This window comes from Citrobacter sp. 50677481 (assembly GCF_001463265.1).
GTDB lineage: Bacteria > Pseudomonadota > Gammaproteobacteria > Enterobacterales > Enterobacteriaceae > Citrobacter_A > Citrobacter_A sedlakii.
Window position 1 is genome coordinate 39,067 of the sequence record NZ_LNHZ01000043.1, and the last position, 19,922, is coordinate 58,988.

Annotated in this window: 17 protein-coding genes; 16 read left to right on the forward strand and 1 reads right to left on the reverse strand. The window is 53.7% G+C overall.

The window, feature by feature from the left end:
• Positions 1-20: 20 nt before the first annotated feature.
• The gene (gene map / locus APU02_RS10565; RefSeq protein WP_042289882.1) at positions 21-815 is read right to left on the reverse strand and encodes a type I methionyl aminopeptidase; all 795 of its coding nucleotides are present in this window, start codon (positions 813-815) and stop codon (positions 21-23) included.
• Positions 816-1,137: 322 nt separating this feature from the next.
• On the opposite strand from map, the gene rpsB reads away from it, so the two are divergent.
• The 16 genes from rpsB to dnaE all read left to right on the forward strand — a co-directional run bounded on the left by rpsB (position 1,138) and on the right by dnaE (position 19,918).
• Positions 1,138-1,863, forward strand: a complete 726-nt coding sequence (rpsB, locus tag APU02_RS10570) for a 30S ribosomal protein S2 (protein WP_012904553.1) — start codon at positions 1,138-1,140, stop codon at positions 1,861-1,863.
• Between the two features lie 138 nt (positions 1,864-2,001).
• Entirely contained in the window at positions 2,002-2,853 is an 852-nt protein-coding gene (tsf, locus tag APU02_RS10575; RefSeq protein ID WP_042289878.1) for a translation elongation factor Ts, read from the forward strand.
• A 152-nt stretch (positions 2,854-3,005) separates the two neighbouring features.
• Complete coding sequence (gene pyrH, locus APU02_RS10580) at positions 3,006-3,731, forward strand: UMP kinase (RefSeq protein ID WP_042289874.1); 726 nt, start codon at positions 3,006-3,008, stop codon at positions 3,729-3,731.
• Between the two features lie 333 nt (positions 3,732-4,064).
• The gene (gene frr / locus APU02_RS10585) at positions 4,065-4,622 is read left to right on the forward strand and encodes a ribosome recycling factor (RefSeq protein ID WP_042289871.1); all 558 of its coding nucleotides are present in this window, start codon (positions 4,065-4,067) and stop codon (positions 4,620-4,622) included.
• A gap of 103 nt (positions 4,623-4,725) precedes the next feature.
• Complete coding sequence (ispC, locus tag APU02_RS10590) at positions 4,726-5,922, forward strand: 1-deoxy-D-xylulose-5-phosphate reductoisomerase (protein ID WP_042289867.1); 1,197 nt, start codon at positions 4,726-4,728, stop codon at positions 5,920-5,922.
• Between the two features lie 306 nt (positions 5,923-6,228).
• The gene (gene ispU, locus APU02_RS10595; protein ID WP_042289866.1) at positions 6,229-6,987 is read left to right on the forward strand and encodes a (2E,6E)-farnesyl-diphosphate-specific ditrans,polycis-undecaprenyl-diphosphate synthase; all 759 of its coding nucleotides are present in this window, start codon (positions 6,229-6,231) and stop codon (positions 6,985-6,987) included.
• A gap of 12 nt (positions 6,988-6,999) precedes the next feature.
• The gene (cdsA, locus tag APU02_RS10600; protein WP_042289864.1) at positions 7,000-7,857 is read left to right on the forward strand and encodes a phosphatidate cytidylyltransferase; all 858 of its coding nucleotides are present in this window, start codon (positions 7,000-7,002) and stop codon (positions 7,855-7,857) included.
• Positions 7,858-7,868: 11 nt separating this feature from the next.
• Positions 7,869-9,221 carry a sigma E protease regulator RseP gene (gene rseP / locus APU02_RS10605; protein ID WP_060570032.1) on the forward strand — a complete coding sequence of 451 codons (1,353 nt, stop codon included), beginning with the start codon at positions 7,869-7,871 and terminating at the stop codon, positions 9,219-9,221.
• A gap of 31 nt (positions 9,222-9,252) precedes the next feature.
• On the forward strand, positions 9,253-11,682 hold the full coding sequence (bamA, locus tag APU02_RS10610; protein WP_042289859.1) for an outer membrane protein assembly factor BamA: 2,430 nt from the start codon (positions 9,253-9,255) through the stop codon (positions 11,680-11,682).
• A 122-nt stretch (positions 11,683-11,804) separates the two neighbouring features.
• Positions 11,805-12,290: a molecular chaperone Skp gene (gene skp, locus APU02_RS10615; RefSeq protein WP_042289857.1), complete on the forward strand. Its 486-nt coding sequence runs from the start codon at positions 11,805-11,807 to the stop codon at positions 12,288-12,290.
• Between the two features lie 3 nt (positions 12,291-12,293).
• Positions 12,294-13,319 (forward strand): UDP-3-O-(3-hydroxymyristoyl)glucosamine N-acyltransferase, encoded by a 1,026-nt coding sequence (gene lpxD / locus APU02_RS10620; protein WP_060570033.1) that lies wholly within the window; start codon positions 12,294-12,296, stop codon positions 13,317-13,319.
• 103 nt (positions 13,320-13,422) lie between these two features.
• A complete protein-coding gene (gene fabZ, locus APU02_RS10625) occupies positions 13,423-13,878 on the forward strand; it encodes a 3-hydroxyacyl-ACP dehydratase FabZ (protein ID WP_003018528.1) in 456 nt (151 codons plus the stop codon).
• 3 nt (positions 13,879-13,881) lie between these two features.
• A complete protein-coding gene (gene lpxA, locus APU02_RS10630; RefSeq protein ID WP_042289853.1) occupies positions 13,882-14,670 on the forward strand; it encodes an acyl-ACP--UDP-N-acetylglucosamine O-acyltransferase in 789 nt (262 codons plus the stop codon).
• Complete coding sequence (gene lpxB, locus APU02_RS10635; RefSeq protein ID WP_060570034.1) at positions 14,670-15,818, forward strand: lipid-A-disaccharide synthase; 1,149 nt, start codon at positions 14,670-14,672, stop codon at positions 15,816-15,818. The genes lpxA and lpxB overlap by 1 nt, the downstream gene beginning before the upstream one ends.
• Entirely contained in the window at positions 15,815-16,411 is a 597-nt protein-coding gene (gene rnhB / locus APU02_RS10640) for a ribonuclease HII (protein WP_060570035.1), read from the forward strand. The genes lpxB and rnhB overlap by 4 nt, the downstream gene beginning before the upstream one ends.
• Positions 16,412-16,435: 24 nt before the next feature.
• Positions 16,436-19,918, forward strand: a complete 3,483-nt coding sequence (gene dnaE / locus APU02_RS10645) for a DNA polymerase III subunit alpha (protein WP_060570036.1) — start codon at positions 16,436-16,438, stop codon at positions 19,916-19,918.
• Positions 19,919-19,922: the final 4 nt, after the last annotated feature.

The following is a 19,922-nucleotide window of genomic DNA, read 5'->3' on the forward strand; positions in this document are numbered from 1 at the left end:
CAGCGCCATCAGGCAATCAGTTATTCGTCGTGCGTAATGACCGCCGGGATGGTGTCATCCTTGCGTAAGGTCAGAATTTCGCAGCCGTTTTCGGTTACTACAATAGTGTGCTCATACTGTGCAGACAAGCTTCTGTCTTTGGTTTTTACCGTCCAGCCATCCTTCATGGTGCGGATGCGGTAATCACCGGCATTCAGCATTGGCTCAATGGTGAACGTCATGCCCGGTTGCAGCACCACGCCGCCGTCGTCCGCATCGTAATGCAGTACCTGCGGTTCTTCATGGAAGCCGCGGCCAATACCGTGTCCGCAGTATTCGCGCACCACAGAGAAGCCTTCGCCTTCCGCGTATTTCTGAATCGCCGCGCCCAGGGCGCGCAGACGGATGCCCGGTTTTACCATACGCAGGGCCAGATACAGGCTCTCCTGCGTGACGCGGCACAGACGCTCGCCCAGGATAGTCGGCTTGCCGACGATAAACATTTTTGAGGTGTCGCCGTGGTATTCGTCTTTGATGACAGTCACGTCAATGTTGACGATATCGCCGTCTTTCAACAGCTTGGCATCGTCCGGGATCCCGTGGCATACCACTTCATTAATAGAGATGCAGACGGATTTCGGATAACCATGGTAACCGAGGCAGGCGGAAATCGCGTGCTGCTCGTTGACGATGTAGTCGTTACAAAGACGATCCAGTTCGCCCGTGCTGACGCCCGGTTTGATATGCGGTTCGATCATCTCCAGCACTTCTGCGGCCAGACGGCCCGCGACGCGCATTTTTTCGATTTCTTCAGGGGTCTTAATTGAGATAGCCATGTAATCTGTCCATCGGTGTCGATTTTTTCGACAATACTAGTGTAAGTATTGTCAATGGTATCAGTCAGGCGCACCCCGTGCCAAATTGAGAATCATTAACAGCACACTCAGCCAACAATTATTGGTGTCGGCGGCGTATTTGTGGTATAAAGCGCGCCGGACTTCCGTTCCATTCGAGACTACACAAGATGGACGGAAGCGACATATCTCACTTTGTGTAACAACACACACGTATCGGCACATATTCCGGGGTGCCCTTTGGGGTCGGTAATATGGGATACGTGGAGGCATAACCCCAACTTTATCTATAGAGGTTTTAATCATGGCAACTGTTTCCATGCGCGACATGCTCAAGGCTGGTGTTCACTTCGGTCACCAGACCCGTTACTGGAACCCGAAAATGAAGCCGTTCATCTTCGGTGCGCGTAACAAAGTTCACATCATCAACCTTGAGAAAACGGTACCGATGTTCAACGAAGCCCTGGCTGAGCTGAACAAGATTGCTTCTCGTAAAGGTAAAATCCTTTTCGTTGGTACTAAACGCGCTGCAAGCGAAGCGGTGAAAGAAGCTGCTAACAGCTGCGATCAGTTCTTCGTGAACCATCGCTGGCTGGGCGGTATGCTGACTAACTGGAAAACCGTTCGTCAGTCCATCAAACGTCTGAAAGACCTGGAAACTCAGTCTCAGGACGGTACTTTCGAAAAGCTGACCAAGAAAGAAGCGCTGATGCGTACGCGTGAGCTTGAGAAACTGGAAAACAGCCTGGGCGGTATCAAAGACATGGGCGGTCTGCCGGACGCGCTGTTCGTTATCGATGCTGACCACGAGCACATTGCTATCAAAGAAGCAAACAACCTGGGTATTCCGGTATTTGCTATCGTTGATACCAACTCTGATCCGGATGGTGTTGACTTCGTTATCCCGGGTAACGACGACGCAATCCGTGCTGTTAGCCTGTACCTGGGCGCTGTCGCTGCAACCGTTCGTGAAGGCCGTTCTCAGGATCTGGCTTCCCAGGCGGAAGAAAGCTTCGTAGAAGCTGAATAATAAGGAACGCTCGTTCGAGCCCCTTTTTGGACCAGGTAGTATCACGTTTGGTTAGGGGGCCTATCAATGGCCCCCTTTTTCACTTTTAAATCTGTGCGGTTTGACGCCGGGCAGATCAAATCTTCCGAGGATTTTAGAATGGCTGAAATTACCGCATCCCTGGTAAAAGAGCTGCGTGAGCGTACTGGCGCAGGCATGATGGATTGCAAAAAAGCACTGACTGAAGCGAATGGCGACATCGAGCTGGCAATCGAAAACATGCGTAAGTCCGGTGCGATCAAAGCAGCGAAAAAAGCAGGCAACGTTGCTGCTGACGGCGTAATCAAAACCAAAATCGAAGGCAATATCGCGTTCATTCTGGAAGTTAACTGCCAGACTGACTTCGTTGCGAAAGACGGCGGTTTCCAGGCTTTCGCTGACAAAGTACTGGACGCAGCGGTTGCGGGTAAAATCACTGACGTTGAAGTACTGAAAGCGCAGTTCGAAGAAGAGCGCGTTGCGCTGGTTGCGAAAATCGGCGAGAACATCAACATCCGTCGTATCGCTTCCCTGGAAGGCGACGTTCTGGGTAGCTACCAGCACGGTGCGCGCATCGGTGTTCTGGTTGCCGCGAAAGGCGCTGACGAAGAACTGGTTAAGCAACTGGCAATGCATGTTGCGGCAAGCAAGCCGGAATTCGTTAAGCCGGAAGATGTGTCTGCTGAAGTGGTAGAGAAAGAATACCAGGTACAGTTGGACATCGCCATGCAGTCTGGCAAACCAAAAGAAATCGCAGAGAAAATGGTTGAAGGCCGCATGAAGAAATTCACCGGCGAAGTTTCTCTGACTGGCCAGCCTTTCGTTATGGATCCGAGCAAGTCTGTTGGTCAGCTGCTGAAAGAGCACAACGCTGACGTGACTGGCTTCATCCGCTTCGAAGTGGGCGAAGGCATCGAAAAAGTTGAGACTGACTTCGCAGCAGAAGTTGCTGCAATGTCCAAGCAGTCTTAATGATTGAAAAGGAGCCGCCTGAGGGCGGCTTCTTTTTGTCACCCGTCACGCAAAATCAGTATGGCTCTTATTTCGTTGTACTGAGAAGCGACATATCATTGTCGCCAGAATTTACCCCCTTTTTAAATCGTTGACAGTCTCAGGAAAGAAACATGGCTACCAATGCAAAACCCGTCTATAAACGTATTCTGCTTAAGTTGAGTGGCGAAGCTCTGCAGGGTTCGGAAGGCTTCGGTATTGACGCAAGCATACTGGATCGTATGGCTCAGGAAATCAAAGAACTGGTTGAACTGGGGATTCAGGTTGGTGTGGTTATTGGTGGCGGTAACCTGTTCCGTGGCGCAGGTCTGGCGAAAGCGGGAATGAACCGCGTTGTGGGCGACCACATGGGCATGCTGGCCACCGTGATGAACGGCCTGGCGATGCGCGATGCGCTCCATCGCGCCTATGTGAACGCTCGCCTGATGTCGGCGATTCCGCTTAACGGCGTGTGCGACAACTACAGCTGGGCGGAAGCGATCAGCCTGCTGCGTAATAACCGCGTGGTGATCCTCTCTGCCGGGACCGGTAACCCGTTCTTTACTACCGACTCTGCAGCCTGCCTGCGCGGTATTGAAATTGAAGCGGACGTTGTCCTGAAAGCAACCAAGGTGGATGGTGTATTCACCGCCGATCCGGCAAAAGATCCGTCGGCCACCATGTACGAGCAGCTGACCTACAGCGAAGTGCTGGAAAAAGAGCTAAAAGTGATGGATCTGGCGGCGTTTACGCTGGCGCGTGACCACAAATTGCCGATTCGCGTGTTCAACATGAACAAGCCGGGCGCGCTGCGTCGTGTGGTCATGGGTGAGAAAGAAGGGACGTTAATCACGGAGTAATTCCCGTGTTACACTTCATCTTTCAGGCTGTCTCTGCGTTGGCTGCCTTTGCTCACCCCAGTCACTTACATGTGTAAGGTGCTGGGAATAAATGAGGGGCATCCTTGTCCCTCACTGAAGGACGCCTGCGGCTGTTCAAATTTGTTCCTGACAAATTTGTCGTTCAGTTGCCGCCTTGATACAACCTGAATGATTTTGTGCAGAAATCGCGGTAAGATTTTGCGTCAGTATCGCGGGATTACCCGTAATATTTTAATCAGGGCTATACTAAGCGCATTTCCACTATGTGCAATTGTCTGGTCTGACTGAGACTAGTTTCCAAGGATTCGTAACGTGATTAGCGATATCAGAAAAGATGCTGAAGTACGCATGGACAAATGCGTTGAAGCATTCAAAACCCAAATCAGCAAAATTCGCACGGGTCGTGCTTCTCCCAGCCTGCTGGATGGCATTGTTGTGGAATATTACGGTACGCCGACGCCGCTGCGTCAGCTGGCAAGCGTAACGGTAGAAGATTCCCGTACCCTGAAAATCAACGTATTTGACCGTTCTCTGAGCCCGGCCGTTGAAAAAGCGATCATGGCGTCTGACCTCGGTCTGAACCCAAGTTCTGCCGGCAGCGATATCCGTGTTCCACTGCCGCCGCTGACTGAAGAACGTCGTAAAGACCTGACGAAAATCGTGCGTGGCGAAGCGGAGCAGGCTCGCGTTGCCGTGCGTAACGTGCGTCGTGACGCTAACGATAAAGTCAAGGCGCTGCTGAAAGACAAAGAGATCAGCGAAGATGATGACCGTCGTTCTCAGGACGATATTCAGAAACTGACCGATGCCGCTATCAAGAAAGTGGAAGCGGCGCTGGCAGACAAAGAAGCGGAACTGATGCAGTTCTGATTCACCGGTACGACGAAAACGCCGCTCAGAAGATCTTTTGGATCGGCTGGCGGCGTTTTGCTTTTTACCTTTTACCCTGTCTCACTTTCAGACTGGACGTTCAATGAAGCACATAACCCTTCTGGGCTCGACCGGCTCTATTGGTTGCAGCACGCTTGACGTGGTGCGCCAGAACCCTGACGACTTTCGCGTTGTCGCGCTGGTGGCAGGTAAAAATGTCACCCGTATGGTGGAGCAGTGCCTGGAATTCTCCCCGCATTACGCGGTGATGGATGATGAAGCCAGCGCAACGCTGCTAAAAGCCACGTTGCAGCAACACGGTTGCCGCACAGAGGTTCTTAGCGGGCAACAGGCAGCCTGTGAGATGGCGGCGCTGGATGATGTGGATCAAGTCATGGCGGCCATTGTGGGCGCAGCAGGGCTGTTGCCGACGCTGGCCGCCATTCGCGCCGGTAAAACCATTCTGCTGGCCAATAAAGAGTCGCTGGTCACCTGCGGACGCCTGTTTATGGACGCGGTAAAGCAAAGTGGCGCACGGCTTTTACCGGTGGACAGCGAGCATAACGCTATTTTTCAGAGTATGCCCCAACCCATTCAACACAATCTGGGATACGCTGACCTTGAGCAAAATGGCGTGATGTCGGTTTTGCTTACCGGGTCTGGTGGCCCGTTTCGGGAAACGCCGCTGCGCGATCTGGCCTCAATGACGCCCGAGCAGGCATGCCGTCACCCGAACTGGTCGATGGGGCGTAAAATTTCCGTCGACTCCGCCACCATGATGAATAAAGGTCTGGAATACATAGAAGCGCGTTGGTTGTTCAACGCCAGTGCCCGCCAGATGGACGTGCTGATTCATCCGCAGTCGGTTATTCACTCAATGGTGCGCTATCAGGACGGCAGCGTTCTGGCGCAACTGGGGGAGCCGGATATGCGTACGCCAATTGCCCATACCATGGCCTGGCCGAATCGCGTGACCTCGGGTGTTAAGCCGCTCGATTTCTGCCAGCTCAGCGCGCTGACTTTTAGCGCGCCGGACTATGAGCGCTATCCGTGCCTGAAACTGGCAATGGAAGCGTTTGAGCAAGGGCAGGCGGCAACCACTGCGTTGAATGCGGCAAACGAAATCGTCGTAGCTGCATTTCTTGCTGAAGAACTTCGCTTTACCGATATTGCCGATCTCAATTTAGCTGTGCTGGAACAGATGGACCTGCAAGAGCCTCAGAGTGTGGATGACGTCCTGCGAGTGGATGCCATTGCGCGAGAAGTCGCCAGAAAACAAGTGACGCGTCTCGCAAGCTGAGGATAATCCGGCTACAGAAGATCGTGCTATTTGTTAGCGTTGGGCTTCAGTGATATAGTCTGCGCCACCTGATCGCAGGTATTTGGCTTTTTTCGGTCAGGCAAGCCGTGGTTTGACACGGCTTTTTTGTGGATACGCAAAATCATTCAGGTTGCATCAGGGCGGCGAGTGGATGCGTTCCCGGGCGCGTACAGCGGTACGTGACGCGGGACAGCAAGCTGACAAGAGGCAGCCTGAAAGATGAAGTGTAAAAGGCTTCTGTATTCCTGAGTACCGCTAAATCCTTTCAGGGACTAAAAACGCGTTATGTTGTCTGCAACTCAACCAGTAAGCGAAAATTTGCCAGCACATGGCTGTCGTCATGTCGCGATCATTATGGATGGCAATGGTCGCTGGGCAAAAAAGCAAGGGAAGATTCGGGCATTCGGGCATAAGGCCGGAGCGAAATCCGTCCGCCGGGCCGTCTCTTTTGCTGCCAACAACGGTATTGATGCGTTAACGCTGTATGCCTTTAGTAGTGAAAACTGGAACCGACCAGCGCAGGAAGTTAGCGCGTTAATGGAGCTGTTTGTGTGGGCGCTTGACAGCGAAGTCAAAAGCCTGCACCGCCATAACGTCCGCCTGCGCATTATTGGCGATACCAGTCGATTTAACTCGCGTTTGCAGGAACGTATTCGTAAATCGGAAGCGCTAACTGCCCAGAATACCGGGCTGACGCTGAACATTGCGGCGAATTACGGCGGACGTTGGGATATTGTCCAGGGAGTCAGAAAACTGGCGGAACAGGTGCAGGACGGTGTACTGCGCCCGGAACAGATTGATGAAGAAATGCTCAACCAACAAATCTGTATGCATGAGCTGGCTCCGGTGGATTTAGTAATTAGGACTGGGGGAGAGCATAGAATAAGTAACTTTTTGCTTTGGCAAATTGCCTACGCCGAACTTTACTTTACTGATGTGCTCTGGCCCGATTTCGATGAACAAGACTTTGAAGGTGCGCTGCATGCCTTTGCTAATCGAGAGCGTCGTTTCGGCGGCACCGAGCCCGGTGATGACAAAGCCTGATGGGGGTCGCTTTTGCTGAAGTATCGCCTGATTTCTGCTTTTGTTTTAATACCCGTGGTCATCGCGGCGCTATTTCTGCTGCCGCCGGTGGGGTTCGCTATTGTTACGCTGCTGGTGTGTATGCTGGCCGCGTGGGAATGGGGACAGTTAAGCGGTTTTGCCACTCGCACGCAACGCGTATGGCTGGCGGTACTGTGCGGGCTGTTACTCGCGCTAATGCTGTTTTTACTGCCGGAATACCATCATAATATTCACCAGCCGCTGGTCGAGGTCTCACTTTGGGCGTCGTTAGGCTGGTGGATCGTTGCTTTACTCCTGGTGTTTTTCTATCCCGGTTCAGCGGCGATCTGGCGTAATTCGAAGACATTACGCATAATTTTCGGCGTGTTGACTATCGTCCCCTTTTTCTGGGGCATGCTGGCGCTTCGCGCCTGGCATTATGACGATAATCATTACAGTGGCGCGATATGGCTACTCTATGTCATGATCCTCGTTTGGGGCGCGGACTCCGGGGCGTATATGTTTGGCAAACTGTTTGGCAAACATAAGCTGGCGCCGAAGGTGTCGCCAGGGAAAACCTGGCAGGGCTTTTTTGGCGGTCTCGCGACAGCAGCGGTAATCTCCTGGGGTTACAGCATGTGGGCGAACCTGGACGTTGCGCCGGTCACCTTGTTAATTTGCTCTATTATTGCCGCGCTGGCCTCTGTGCTGGGCGATCTTACTGAGAGCATGTTCAAGCGTGAAGCAGGAATTAAAGACAGCGGTCATTTGATTCCAGGACACGGTGGTATTCTGGACCGTATTGATAGCCTGACGGCGGCAGTACCGGTCTTTGCGTGCCTGTTGTTACTGGTATTCAAAACGCTTTAACGGAAGGTTTTATGCTGAGTATTCTCTGGAATCTGGCTGCATTCATTGTTGCACTGGGTGTGCTTATCACCGTGCATGAATTTGGTCATTTCTGGGTTGCACGGCGTTGCGGTGTCCGTGTAGAGCGCTTTTCCATTGGCTTTGGTAAAGCGCTTTGGCGCCGTACCGACAGGTCTGGTACTGAATATGTTATCGCCCTTATCCCGCTGGGCGGTTACGTCAAAATGCTGGATGAGCGCGCTGAGCCGGTGATTCCGGAACTGCGCCACCACGCGTTCAACAACAAAACCGTAGGTCAGCGTGCGGCAATTATCGCCGCCGGCCCGGTTGCTAATTTCCTTTTTGCCATCTTCGCTTACTGGCTGGTGTTTATCATCGGCGTCCCTGGCGTTCGTCCGGTGGTTGGTGAAATAACCCCCAACTCGATTGCCGCCGACGCGCAAATTGCGCCGGGAACGGAACTTAAAGCCATTGACGGTATCGAAACCCCTGATTGGGATGCGGTGCGTTTACAGTTGGTCGCGAAAATCGGCGACGAGCAGACGACGCTCAGCGTCGCGTCTTTTGGCAGTAACCAGCGTCAGGAGAAAACGCTGGATTTGCGTCATTGGGCATTTGAGCCAGACAAGGAAGATCCTGTATCTTCTTTGGGGATTCGACCGCGCGGGCCTCAGATCGAACCGGTGCTGTCAGAAGTGCAGGCGCAGTCCGCGGCAAGTAAAGCGGGTTTGCAAGCTGGCGACAGGATCGTTAAAGTCGATGGTCAACCGTTAACGCAATGGATGAATTTCGTGACGCTTGTGCGCGATAATCCCGGTAAGCCGTTAGCGCTGGAAATTGAAAGGCAGGGGAGTGCCTTGTCTTTGACGTTAATCCCGGATACCAAATCGGGTAACGGAAAGGCGGAAGGTTTTGCCGGCGTTGTGCCGAAAATCATTCCTCTGCCGGATGAGTACAAGACAGTACGCCAGTATGGGCCGTTTAGCGCCATCGCACAGGCCACGGATAAAACGTGGCAGTTGATGAAGCTGACGGTCAGTATGCTGGGAAAATTGATAACCGGTGATGTGAAACTGAACAACCTCAGTGGGCCGATTTCTATCGCTCAGGGGGCTGGGATGTCAGCGGAGTTCGGGGTGATATATTACCTGATGTTCCTTGCGCTTATCAGCGTGAACCTCGGGATAATCAACCTGTTTCCGCTGCCCGTTCTTGACGGGGGGCATCTGCTGTTCCTGGCGATTGAAAAGCTTAAGGGCGGGCCGGTATCCGAGCGGGTTCAAGACTTTAGTTATCGCATTGGCTCGATTTTGCTGGTGCTGTTAATGGGGCTTGCACTTTTCAATGATTTCTCTCGGTTGTAAGAGAGTTAGTTAGGAAGAACGCATAATAACGATGGCGATGAAAAAGTTGCTCATAGCGTCGCTGCTGTTTAGCAGCGCCACCGTATACGGTGCTGAAGGGTTCGTAGTGAAGGACATTCATTTCGAAGGCCTGCAGCGTGTCGCCGTTGGTGCGGCCCTCCTCAGTATGCCGGTGCGCACAGGCGACACGGTTAATGATGAAGATATCAGTAATACCATTCGCGCTCTGTTTGCCACCGGCAACTTTGAGGACGTCCGCGTCCTTCGTGATGGTGATACCCTTCTGGTTCAGGTAAAAGAACGCCCGACTATTGCCAGCATCACGTTCTCCGGTAACAAATCGGTGAAAGACGATATGCTGAAGCAAAACCTCGAGGCGTCTGGCGTGCGTGTCGGCGAATCTCTGGATCGCACCACCATTGCCGATATCGAAAAAGGGCTGGAAGACTTCTACTACAGTGTCGGTAAATACAGCGCCAGCGTTAAAGCGGTGGTGACTCCGCTGCCGCGTAACCGTGTTGACCTGAAACTGGTCTTCCAGGAAGGCGTGTCCGCGAAGATCCAGCAGATCAACATCGTTGGCAACCATGCTTTCAGTACCAACGAACTGATCTCTCACTTCCAGTTGCGCGATGAAGTGCCGTGGTGGAACGTGGTCGGCGATCGCAAATACCAGAAACAGAAACTGGCGGGCGACTTAGAGACCCTGCGCAGCTACTATCTGGATCGCGGCTACGCGCGCTTCAACATTGACTCTACTCAGGTCAGCCTGACGCCGGACAAGAAAGGCATTTATATCACCGTTAACGTCACGGAAGGCGATCAGTACAAGCTTTCTGGCGTGCAGGTGAGCGGTAACCTGGCGGGTCACTCTGCTGAGATCGAAAGCCTGACCAAAATCGAGCCGGGCGAGCTGTATAACGGCACCAAAGTGACCAAAATGGAAGATGACATTAAAAAGCTTCTTGGTCGCTATGGTTACGCCTATCCACGCGTTCAGTCTCAGCCGGAAATCAACGATACGGATAAAACCGTTAACCTGCGCGTCAACGTTGATGCGGGTAACCGTTTCTACGTACGTAAGATCCGTTTTGAAGGCAATGACACCTCTAAAGATGCCGTTCTGCGTCGTGAAATGCGTCAGATGGAAGGGGCATGGCTGGGCAGCGATCTGGTCGACCAGGGTAAAGAACGTCTGAACCGTTTAGGTTACTTCGAAACCGTCGATACTGACACCCAGCGCGTTCCGGGTAGCCCGGACCAGGTGGACGTGGTCTACAAGGTGAAAGAGCGTAACACCGGTAGCTTCAACTTCGGTATCGGTTACGGTACAGAAAGCGGCGTCAGCTTCCAGGCGGGCGTACAGCAGGATAACTGGTTGGGTACCGGTTATGCGGTAGGGATCAATGGTACGAAGAACGACTACCAGACCTATACCGAACTGTCTGTGACCAACCCGTACTTCACCGTTGACGGCGTCAGTCTCGGCGGTCGCGTGTTCTATAACGATTTCCAGGCGGATGACGCCGATCTGTCCGACTATACCAACAAGAGCTACGGTACGGACGTGACGCTGGGCTTCCCGGTGAATGAATACAACACGCTGCGCGCGGGCCTCGGTTATGTGCATAACAAACTGTCCAACATGCAGCCGCAGGTCGCCATGTGGCGTTATCTGAACTCGATGGGGGAAAACCCGGATCCGACAAACGATCGCAACAGCTTCGCCGCGGATGACTTCACCTTTAACTACGGCTGGACGTATAACAAGCTCGACCGTGGCTTCTTCCCGACGGAAGGTACGCGTATCAACCTGAACGGTAAAGTGACCATTCCGGGTTCTGATAACGAATACTACAAAGCGACGCTGGACACCGCGACTTATGTGCCGATCGACGACGACCACAAATGGGTTGTGCTGGGTCGTACGCGTTGGGGTTACGGTGATGGTATCGGCGGCAAAGAGATGCCGTTCTATGAAAACTTCTATGCGGGCGGCTCCAGCACCGTACGTGGTTTCCAGTCGAACACCATCGGTCCGAAAGCGGTCTATCTGCCAGCCAGCAGCCGTCATGATGGCGATGATGACTACGATAACGAATGTGCAAGCACCAACACGGCGCCGTGTGAATCCGATGACGCAGTGGGCGGTAACGCAATGGCTGTCGCCAGCCTTGAGTTCATTACCCCAACGCCGTTTATCAGCGATAAATACGCGAACTCGGTACGTACCTCCTTCTTCTGGGATATGGGTACCGTTTGGGATACAAACTGGGATTCCAGCCGTTTCTCAGGCTATCCTGATTACAGCGATCCGAGCAATATCCGTATGTCCGCTGGTATCGCATTACAATGGATGTCCCCATTGGGGCCGTTGGTATTCTCCTACGCCCAGCCGTTTAAAAAGTACGATGGAGACAAAGCAGAACAGTTCCAGTTTAACATTGGTAAAACCTGGTAACGGTTCTTCACAAGGGAATGTAATGGTAGTGTAGCGATGACTTTAGGCGATCTTGCATGGGGTCGCCTGGCCACGCAAAGAACTGCACCTTCGGGTGCAAATGGGATGGTAAGGAGTTTATTGTGAAAAAGTGGTTATTAGCGGCAGGTCTCGGTTTAGCAATGGTTACGTCTGCACAGGCTGCTGACAAAATTGCAATCGTCAACATGGGTAGCCTGTTCCAGCAGGTTGCGCAGAAGACTGGCGTTTCCAAAACGCTGGAAAACGAGTTCAAAAGCCGCGCCAGCGAACTGCAACGTATGGAAACTGACCTGCAGTCCAAAATGCAGCGTCTGCAGTCCATGAAAGCAGGTGGCGAACGTACCAAGCTGGAAAAAGACGTGATGGCGCAGCGCCAGACGTTCTCTCAGAAAGCGCAGGCTTTTGAGCAGGATCGCGCACGTCGTTCCAACGAAGAACGTGGCAAACTGGTTACCCGTATCCAGACTGCGGTGAAATCCGTTGCCAACAGCCAGAGCATCGATCTGGTCGTTGACGCGAACAGCGTTGCTTACAACAGCAGCGATGTAAAAGATATTACTGCTGACGTACTGAAACAGGTTAAATAAGTAATGCCTTCAATTCGACTGTCTGATTTAGCAGAGCAGTTGGATGCAGAATTATACGGTGATGGCGATATCGTCATCACCGGCGTTGCGTCCATGCAATCTGCGCAAACGGGTCACATTACGTTCATGGTGAATCCGAAATACCGTGAGCACTTGGCTTTATGCCAGGCGTCTGCCGTTGTCATGACGCAGGACGATCTTCCTTTTGCTAAAAGCGCCGCGCTGGTAGTGAAGAATCCCTACCTCACGTATGCGCGAATGGCGCAAATTTTAGATACCACGCCGCAGCCGGCGCAGAATATCGCACCAAGTGCGGTGGTAGATGCGACGGCGACGCTGGGTAGCAATGTTTCAATCGGCGCAAATGCGGTCATTGAATCAGGCGTAGCGCTGGGCGATAACGTGGTTATCGGCGCGGGTTGCTTCGTCGGGAAAAATACGAAAATTGGTGCCGGCTCGCGCTTATGGGCGAATGTAACGGTTTACCACGACATCCAGATAGGTGAGAATTGCCTGATCCAGTCCAGTACGGTGATTGGCGCCGACGGTTTTGGCTATGCCAACGATCGCGGCAACTGGGTGAAGATCCCGCAGCTTGGTCGCGTCATTATTGGCGATCGCGTGGAGATCGGCGCCTGTACCACCATCGATCGTGGTGCGCTGGATGATACGGTGATCGGCAACGGTGTTATCATTGATAACCAGTGTCAGATTGCGCATAACGTTGTGATTGGCGACAATACGGCGGTTGCCGGTGGCGTCATTATGGCGGGCAGCCTGAAGATTGGCCGTTACTGTATGATTGGCGGCGCCAGCGTCATTAATGGCCATATGGAAATATGCGACAAGGTGACGGTGACGGGCATGGGGATGGTGATGCGTCCCATCACGGAGCCTGGCGTCTATTCCTCAGGCATTCCGCTGCAACCTAACAAAGTATGGCGTAAGACAGCCGCACTGGTGATGAACATTGATGATATGAGCAAGCGTCTCAAAGCGATTGAGCGCAAGGTTAATCAACAAGACTAAACTCTCACCCGGTCACACATACTTTACGGCCTGTCGGCATTCATACGATTGCGGCAGGCCGTGTTATTATTGGCTTTTAGTATATTTGGACAGGAAGAGTATTTTGACTACTAACACTCATACTCTGCACATTGAAGAGATTTTAGAACTTCTGCCGCACCGTTTCCCGTTTTTGCTGGTGGATCGGGTGCTGGATTTTGAAGAAGGTCGCTTTCTCCGCGCAGTGAAGAATGTTTCCGTTAACGAGCCGTTTTTCCAGGGACATTTCCCGGGCAAGCCGATCTTTCCGGGCGTTCTGATTCTGGAAGCAATGGCACAGGCTACCGGTATTCTGGCGTTTAAAAGCGTGGGTAAACTGGAGCCGGGAGAGCTTTACTATTTCGCAGGTATTGATGAAGCGCGCTTTAAGCGTCCTGTCGTGCCTGGCGATCAGATGATCATGGAAGTGACTTTCGAGAAAACGCGCCGTGGCCTGACCCGCTTCAAAGGGGTTGCTCTGGTCGACGGTAAAGTAGTTTGCGAAGCAACGATGATGTGCGCTCGTAGCCGGGAGGCCTGATACGTGATTGATAAATCCGCCTTTATTCATCCAACCGCCATTGTGGAAGAAGGCGCTTCTCTTGGCGCTAACGTCCACATTGGACCTTTTTGTCTCGTTGGACCCCATGTTGAAATTGGTGAGGGTACCGTACTGAAGTCTCACGTTGTCGTGAATGGCCACACCAAAATTGGCCGCGATAACGAGATTTATCAGTTCGCCTCTATCGGTGAAGTGAACCAGGATCTGAAATACGCTGGTGAACCGACCCGTGTGGAAATTGGCGATCGTAACCGCATTCGCGAAAGCGTAACCATTCATCGTGGCACGGTGCAGGGCGGTGGATTAACGAAGGTGGGCAGCGATAACCTGCTGATGATCAACGCCCACGTGGCGCACGATTGCACAATAGGCGATCGCTGTATTCTGGCGAATAACGCAACCCTCGCGGGCCATGTTTCGCTGGACGATTACGTCATCATCGGCGGCATGACCGCCGTGCACCAGTTCTGTATTATCGGCGCGCACGTGATGGTGGGCGGCTGTTCTGGCGTCGCTCAGGACGTTCCGCCGTTCGTTATCGCGCAGGGCAACCACGCCACGCCGTTTGGCGTGAACATTGAAGGGCTGAAGCGCCGCGGCTTTACCCGCGAAGCGATCACCGCGATCCGCAACGCATATAAAGCGCTGTATCGCAGCGGTAAAACGCTGGATGAAGCAAAACCGGAAATCGCCGAGCTGGCGAAGCAGTATCCGGAAGTGCAACCGTTCAGCGACTTTTTTGCCCGCTCAACGCGCGGTTTGATTCGTTAATGGCTGAACAGCGTCCTTTAACGATTGCCCTGGTCGCCGGAGAAACCTCCGGCGATATTCTTGGCGCAGGCTTGATCCGCGCCCTGAAGGCGCGTGTCCCCCACGCCCGTTTTGTCGGCGTAGCGGGGCCGCGTATGCAGGCTGAAGGCTGTGAAGCCTGGTACGAAATGGAAGAACTGGCGGTTATGGGGATTGTTGAGGTGCTTGGACGCCTCCGTCGCCTGCTGCACATTCGCGCCGATTTAACCCGTCGTTTTACCGGGCTTAAGCCGGATGTCTTTGTAGGGATTGATGCGCCTGACTTCAACATCACCCTGGAAGGCAACCTGAAAAAACAGGGTATCAAAACCATTCATTATGTCAGTCCGTCCGTCTGGGCGTGGCGGCAGAAACGTGTTTTCAAAATAGGCAGATCCACCAATATGGTGCTGGCTTTTCTGCCTTTCGAAAAAGCGTTTTACGATAAATATAACGTGCCGTGCCGTTTTATTGGACACACGATGGCGGATGCCATGCCGCTTGACCCGGATAAAAACGCGGCCCGTGATGTCCTGGGCATTCCGCATGACGCCCATTGCCTGGCGTTGCTGCCCGGTAGCCGTGGCGCAGAAGTGGAGATGCTCAGCGCCGACTTCCTGAAAACGGCGCAGCGCTTGCGTCAGCATTACCCCGATCTCGAAGTCGTGGTGCCGTTAGTGAATGCCAAACGGCGCGAACAGTTTGAGAAAATCAAAGCGGATGTCGCACCGGAACTTTCCGTGCATCTGCTTGACGGGATGGGACGCGAAGCGATGGTCGCCAGCGACGCCGCGCTGCTTGCGTCGGGAACCGCCGCGCTTGAGTGTATGCTGGCGAAGTGCCCGATGGTGGTAGGCTATCGCATGAAGCCGTTTACCTTCTGGCTGGCGAAGCGGCTGGTGAAAACCGACTATGTGTCGTTGCCGAATCTGCTGGCAGGGAGAGAACTCGTCAAAGAGCTGCTGCAGGAAGAGTGCGAGCCGCAGAAACTCGCGCAAGCGCTACTGCCGCTTCTGGCTAACGGTAAAACCAGCCATGCGATGCATGATACTTTCCGCGAGCTGCATCAGCAGATCCGCTGCAATGCCGACGAGCAGGCGGCGGATGCAGTTCTGGAGTTAGCACAATGATCGAATTTGTTTATCCGCACATGCATTTAGTCGCCGGTGTGGATGAAGTTGGACGGGGACCGTTGGTCGGCGCGGTGGTGACAGCCGCTGTGATTCTCGACCCGGCGCGTCCGATTGTGGGTCTTAACGATTCTAAAAAATTATCTGAAAAGCGCCGTCTGGCGCTGTATGACGAAATCAAAGAAAAAGCGTTAAGCTGGAGTCTGGGCCGTGCGGAGTCGCATGAGATAGATGAGCTGAATATTCTTCATGCCACCATGCTGGCGATGCAGCGTGCGGTCGCTGGTCTGCATATTGCGCCGGAATACGTGCTCATCGACGGCAATCGCTGCCCCGCGCTGCCGGTACCGTCGATGGCGGTGGTAAAAGGCGACAGCCGTGTGGCGGAAATCAGCGCTGCGTCTATTCTGGCGAAAGTCACGCGGGATGCGGAAATGGCCGCGCTGGATAGCGTTTTCCCGCAGTACGGTTTTGCCCAGCACAAAGGGTATCCAACCGCTTTTCATCTGGAGGCGCTGGCTGCTCATGGCGCGACAGAGCACCATCGACGCAGCTTTGGCCCGGTCAAACGCGCACTGGGACTCGCGTCCTGATCTCTGGGTTAAAGGAATCTGAAGATGTCTGAACCTCGTTTCGTCCACCTGCGGGTGCACAGCGACTACTCCATGATCGATGGGCTGGCCAAAACCGGACCGCTGGTGAAAAAGGCGGCCGCACTGGGCATGCCCGCGCTGGCGATCACCGATTTTACCAACCTTTGCGGTCTGGTGAAGTTCTACGGGGCGGGTCATGGCGCCGGGATTAAACCCATTGTCGGCGCCGATTTCCACGTTCAGAGCGAACAAATGGGCGAAGAACTCACCCATTTAACGGTGCTGGCGTCGAATAACACCGGTTATCAGAACCTTACGCTGCTCATTTCTAAAGCCTATCAACGCGGCTACGGCGCGGCGGGTCCGGTTATCGATCGCGACTGGCTGATCGAACTGAAAGAGGGGTTAATTCTGCTTTCCGGTGGACGCATGGGCGACGTTGGCCGCAGCCTGTTGCGGGGTAATAGCGCGCTGGTTGAGGAGTGCGTCTCGTTCTATGAAACGCATTTCCCGGATCGTTACTTCCTTGAGCTGATCCGTACCGGCAGACAGGATGAAGAAAGCTATTTGCACGCAGCCGTAGAACTGGCGGAAGCGCGCGGCTTGCCGGTCGTCGCTACCAACGACGTGCGCTTTATTAACAGCGATGATTTTGACGCGCATGAAATTCGCGTCGCCATTCACGACGGTTTTACTCTCGACGATCCTAAGCGCCCACGTAACTATTCGCCGCAGCAGTATATGCGTACGGAAGAGGAGATGTGCGAGCTGTTCTCGGACATTCCGGAAGCACTGGAAAACACCGTTGAGATCGCCAAACGCTGTAACGTGACGGTGCGTCTGGGCGAATATTTCCTGCCGCAGTTTCCGACCGGTGATATGACCACCGAAGACTATCTGGTCAAGAAATCGAAAGAAGGTCTTGAAGAGCGTCTTGAATTCCTGTTCCCGGATGCAGAAGAGCGTAAAAAACGCCGCCCGGAATATGACGAGCGTCTGGACATTGAGCTACAGGTTATTAACCAGATGGGGTTCCCCGGCTACTTTCTGATCGTGATGGAGTTTATCCAGTGGTCGAAGGATAACGGCGTGCCGGTCGGGCCAGGCCGTGGTTCCGGCGCGGGATCGCTGGTGGCCTACGCGCTGAAAATCACCGACCTCGACCCGCTGGAATTTGACCTGCTGTTCGAACGCTTCCTTAACCCGGAGCGTGTTTCGATGCCTGACTTCGACGTTGACTTCTGTATGGAGAAACGCGACCAGGTGATCGAGCACGTGGCGGACATGTATGGGCGTGATGCGGTATCGCAGATTATTACTTTCGGTACCATGGCGGCGAAAGCGGTTATCCGCGACGTGGGCCGCGTGCTGGGCCATCCGTATGGCTTCGTAGACCGTATTTCAAAGCTGGTGCCGCCCGATCCGGGCATGACGCTGGCAAAAGCGTTTGAAGCTGAGCCGCAACTGCCGGAAATCTACGAAGCCGACGAAGAGGTCAAAGCGCTGATCGACATGGCGCGTAAGCTGGAGGGCGTCACGCGTAACGCCGGTAAGCACGCCGGTGGTGTGGTTATCGCCCCGACGAAAATTACCGATTTTGCGCCGCTGTATTGCGATGAGCAGGGGCTGCACCCGGTTACGCAGTTTGATAAAAACGACGTGGAATACGCCGGGCTGGTGAAGTTTGACTTCCTCGGCCTGCGAACGCTCACGATTATCAACTGGGCGCTGGAAATGATTAACGCCCGTCGTGAGAAAAACGGCGAGCCGCCGCTGGATATTGCGGCCATCCCGCTGGATGACAAGAAAAGCTTCGACATGCTGCAACGCTCGGAAACCACGGCGGTGTTCCAGCTTGAATCCCGCGGCATGAAAGATTTGATCAAGCGTCTGCAACCTGACTGCTTTGAAGATATGATCGCGCTGGTGGCGCTGTTCCGCCCGGGCCCGCTGCAGTCAGGGATGGTGGATAACTTCATCGACCGTAAGCACGGGCGTGAAGAAATTTCTTATCCTGACGTACAGTGGCAGCACGAAAGCCTGAAGCCCGTACTGGAACCGACCTATGGCATCATCCTGTATCAGGAACAGGTCATGCAGATCGCCCAGGTGCTGTCTGGTTATACCCTCGGCGGCGCGGACATGTTACGTCGTGCGATGGGTAAGAAAAAGCCAGAAGAGATGGCCAAACAGCGATCTGTCTTTGAAGAGGGCGCGAAGAAGAACGGGATCGACGGCGAACTGGCGATGAAAATCTTTGACCTGGTGGAGAAATTCGCCGGTTACGGATTTAACAAGTCACACTCCGCCGCGTATGCGCTGGTCTCCTATCAGACGCTATGGCTGAAGGCGCACTATCCCGCCGAATTTATGGCGGCGGTTATGACCGCCGATATGGATAACACGGAAAAAGTGGTAGGTCTGGTGGACGAATGTTGGCGGATGGGGCTGAAGATCCTGCCGCCGGACATCAATTCCGGCCTGTATCACTTTCACGTTAACGACGAAGGTGAGATCGTTTACGGTATCGGCGCGATCAAAGGTGTTGGTGAAGGCCCGATTGAGGCGATCATCGAGGCGCGTAACAACGGCGGATACTTCCGCGAGCAGTTCGATCTTTGCGCCCGTACTGACACCAAAAAACTGAACCGCCGGGTACTGGAAAAGTTAATTATGTCCGGGGCGTTTGACCGCCTGGGACCCCACCGCGCCGCGTTGATGAATTCGCTCGGCGATGCGTTAAAGGCCGCCGATCAACATGCCAAAGCGGAAGCGATTGGTCAGGCCGATATGTTCGGCGTACTGGCGGAAGAGCCGGAACAAATTGAGCAGTCCTACGCCAGCTGCCAGCCGTGGCCGGAGCAGGTGGTGCTGGATGGCGAGCGCGAAACGTTGGGTCTGTACCTGACGGGGCACCCCATCAACCAGTATTTAAAAGAAATTGAGCGCTATGTCGGAGGCTACAGGCTGAAAGACATGCATCCGACAGAACGTGGTAAAGTCACCACGGCTGCGGGGCTCGTCATTGCCGCAAGGGTTATGGTCACCAAGCGCGGCAATCGTATCGGCATCTGTACGCTGGATGACCGTTCCGGACGTCTTGAAGTCATGTTATTTACCGACGCTCTGGATAAATACCAGCAACTGCTGGAAAAAGACCGCATACTTATCGTCAGCGGACAGGTCAGCTTTGATGACTTCAGCGGGGGGCTTAAAATGACCGCCCGCGAAGTGATGGATATTGACGAGGCCCGGGAAAAATATGCTCGCGGGCTTGCTATCTCGCTGACGGACAGGCAAATTGATGACCAGCTTTTAAACCGACTCCGTCAGTCTCTGGAACCCCACCGCTCGGGGACAATTCCAGTACATCTCTACTATCAGAGGGCGGATGCGCGCGCGCGGTTGCGTTTTGGCGCGACGTGGCGCGTTTCTCCGAGCGATCGTTTACTCAACGATCTCCGTGGCCTCATTGGTTCGGAGCAGGTGGAACTGGAGTTTGACTAATACA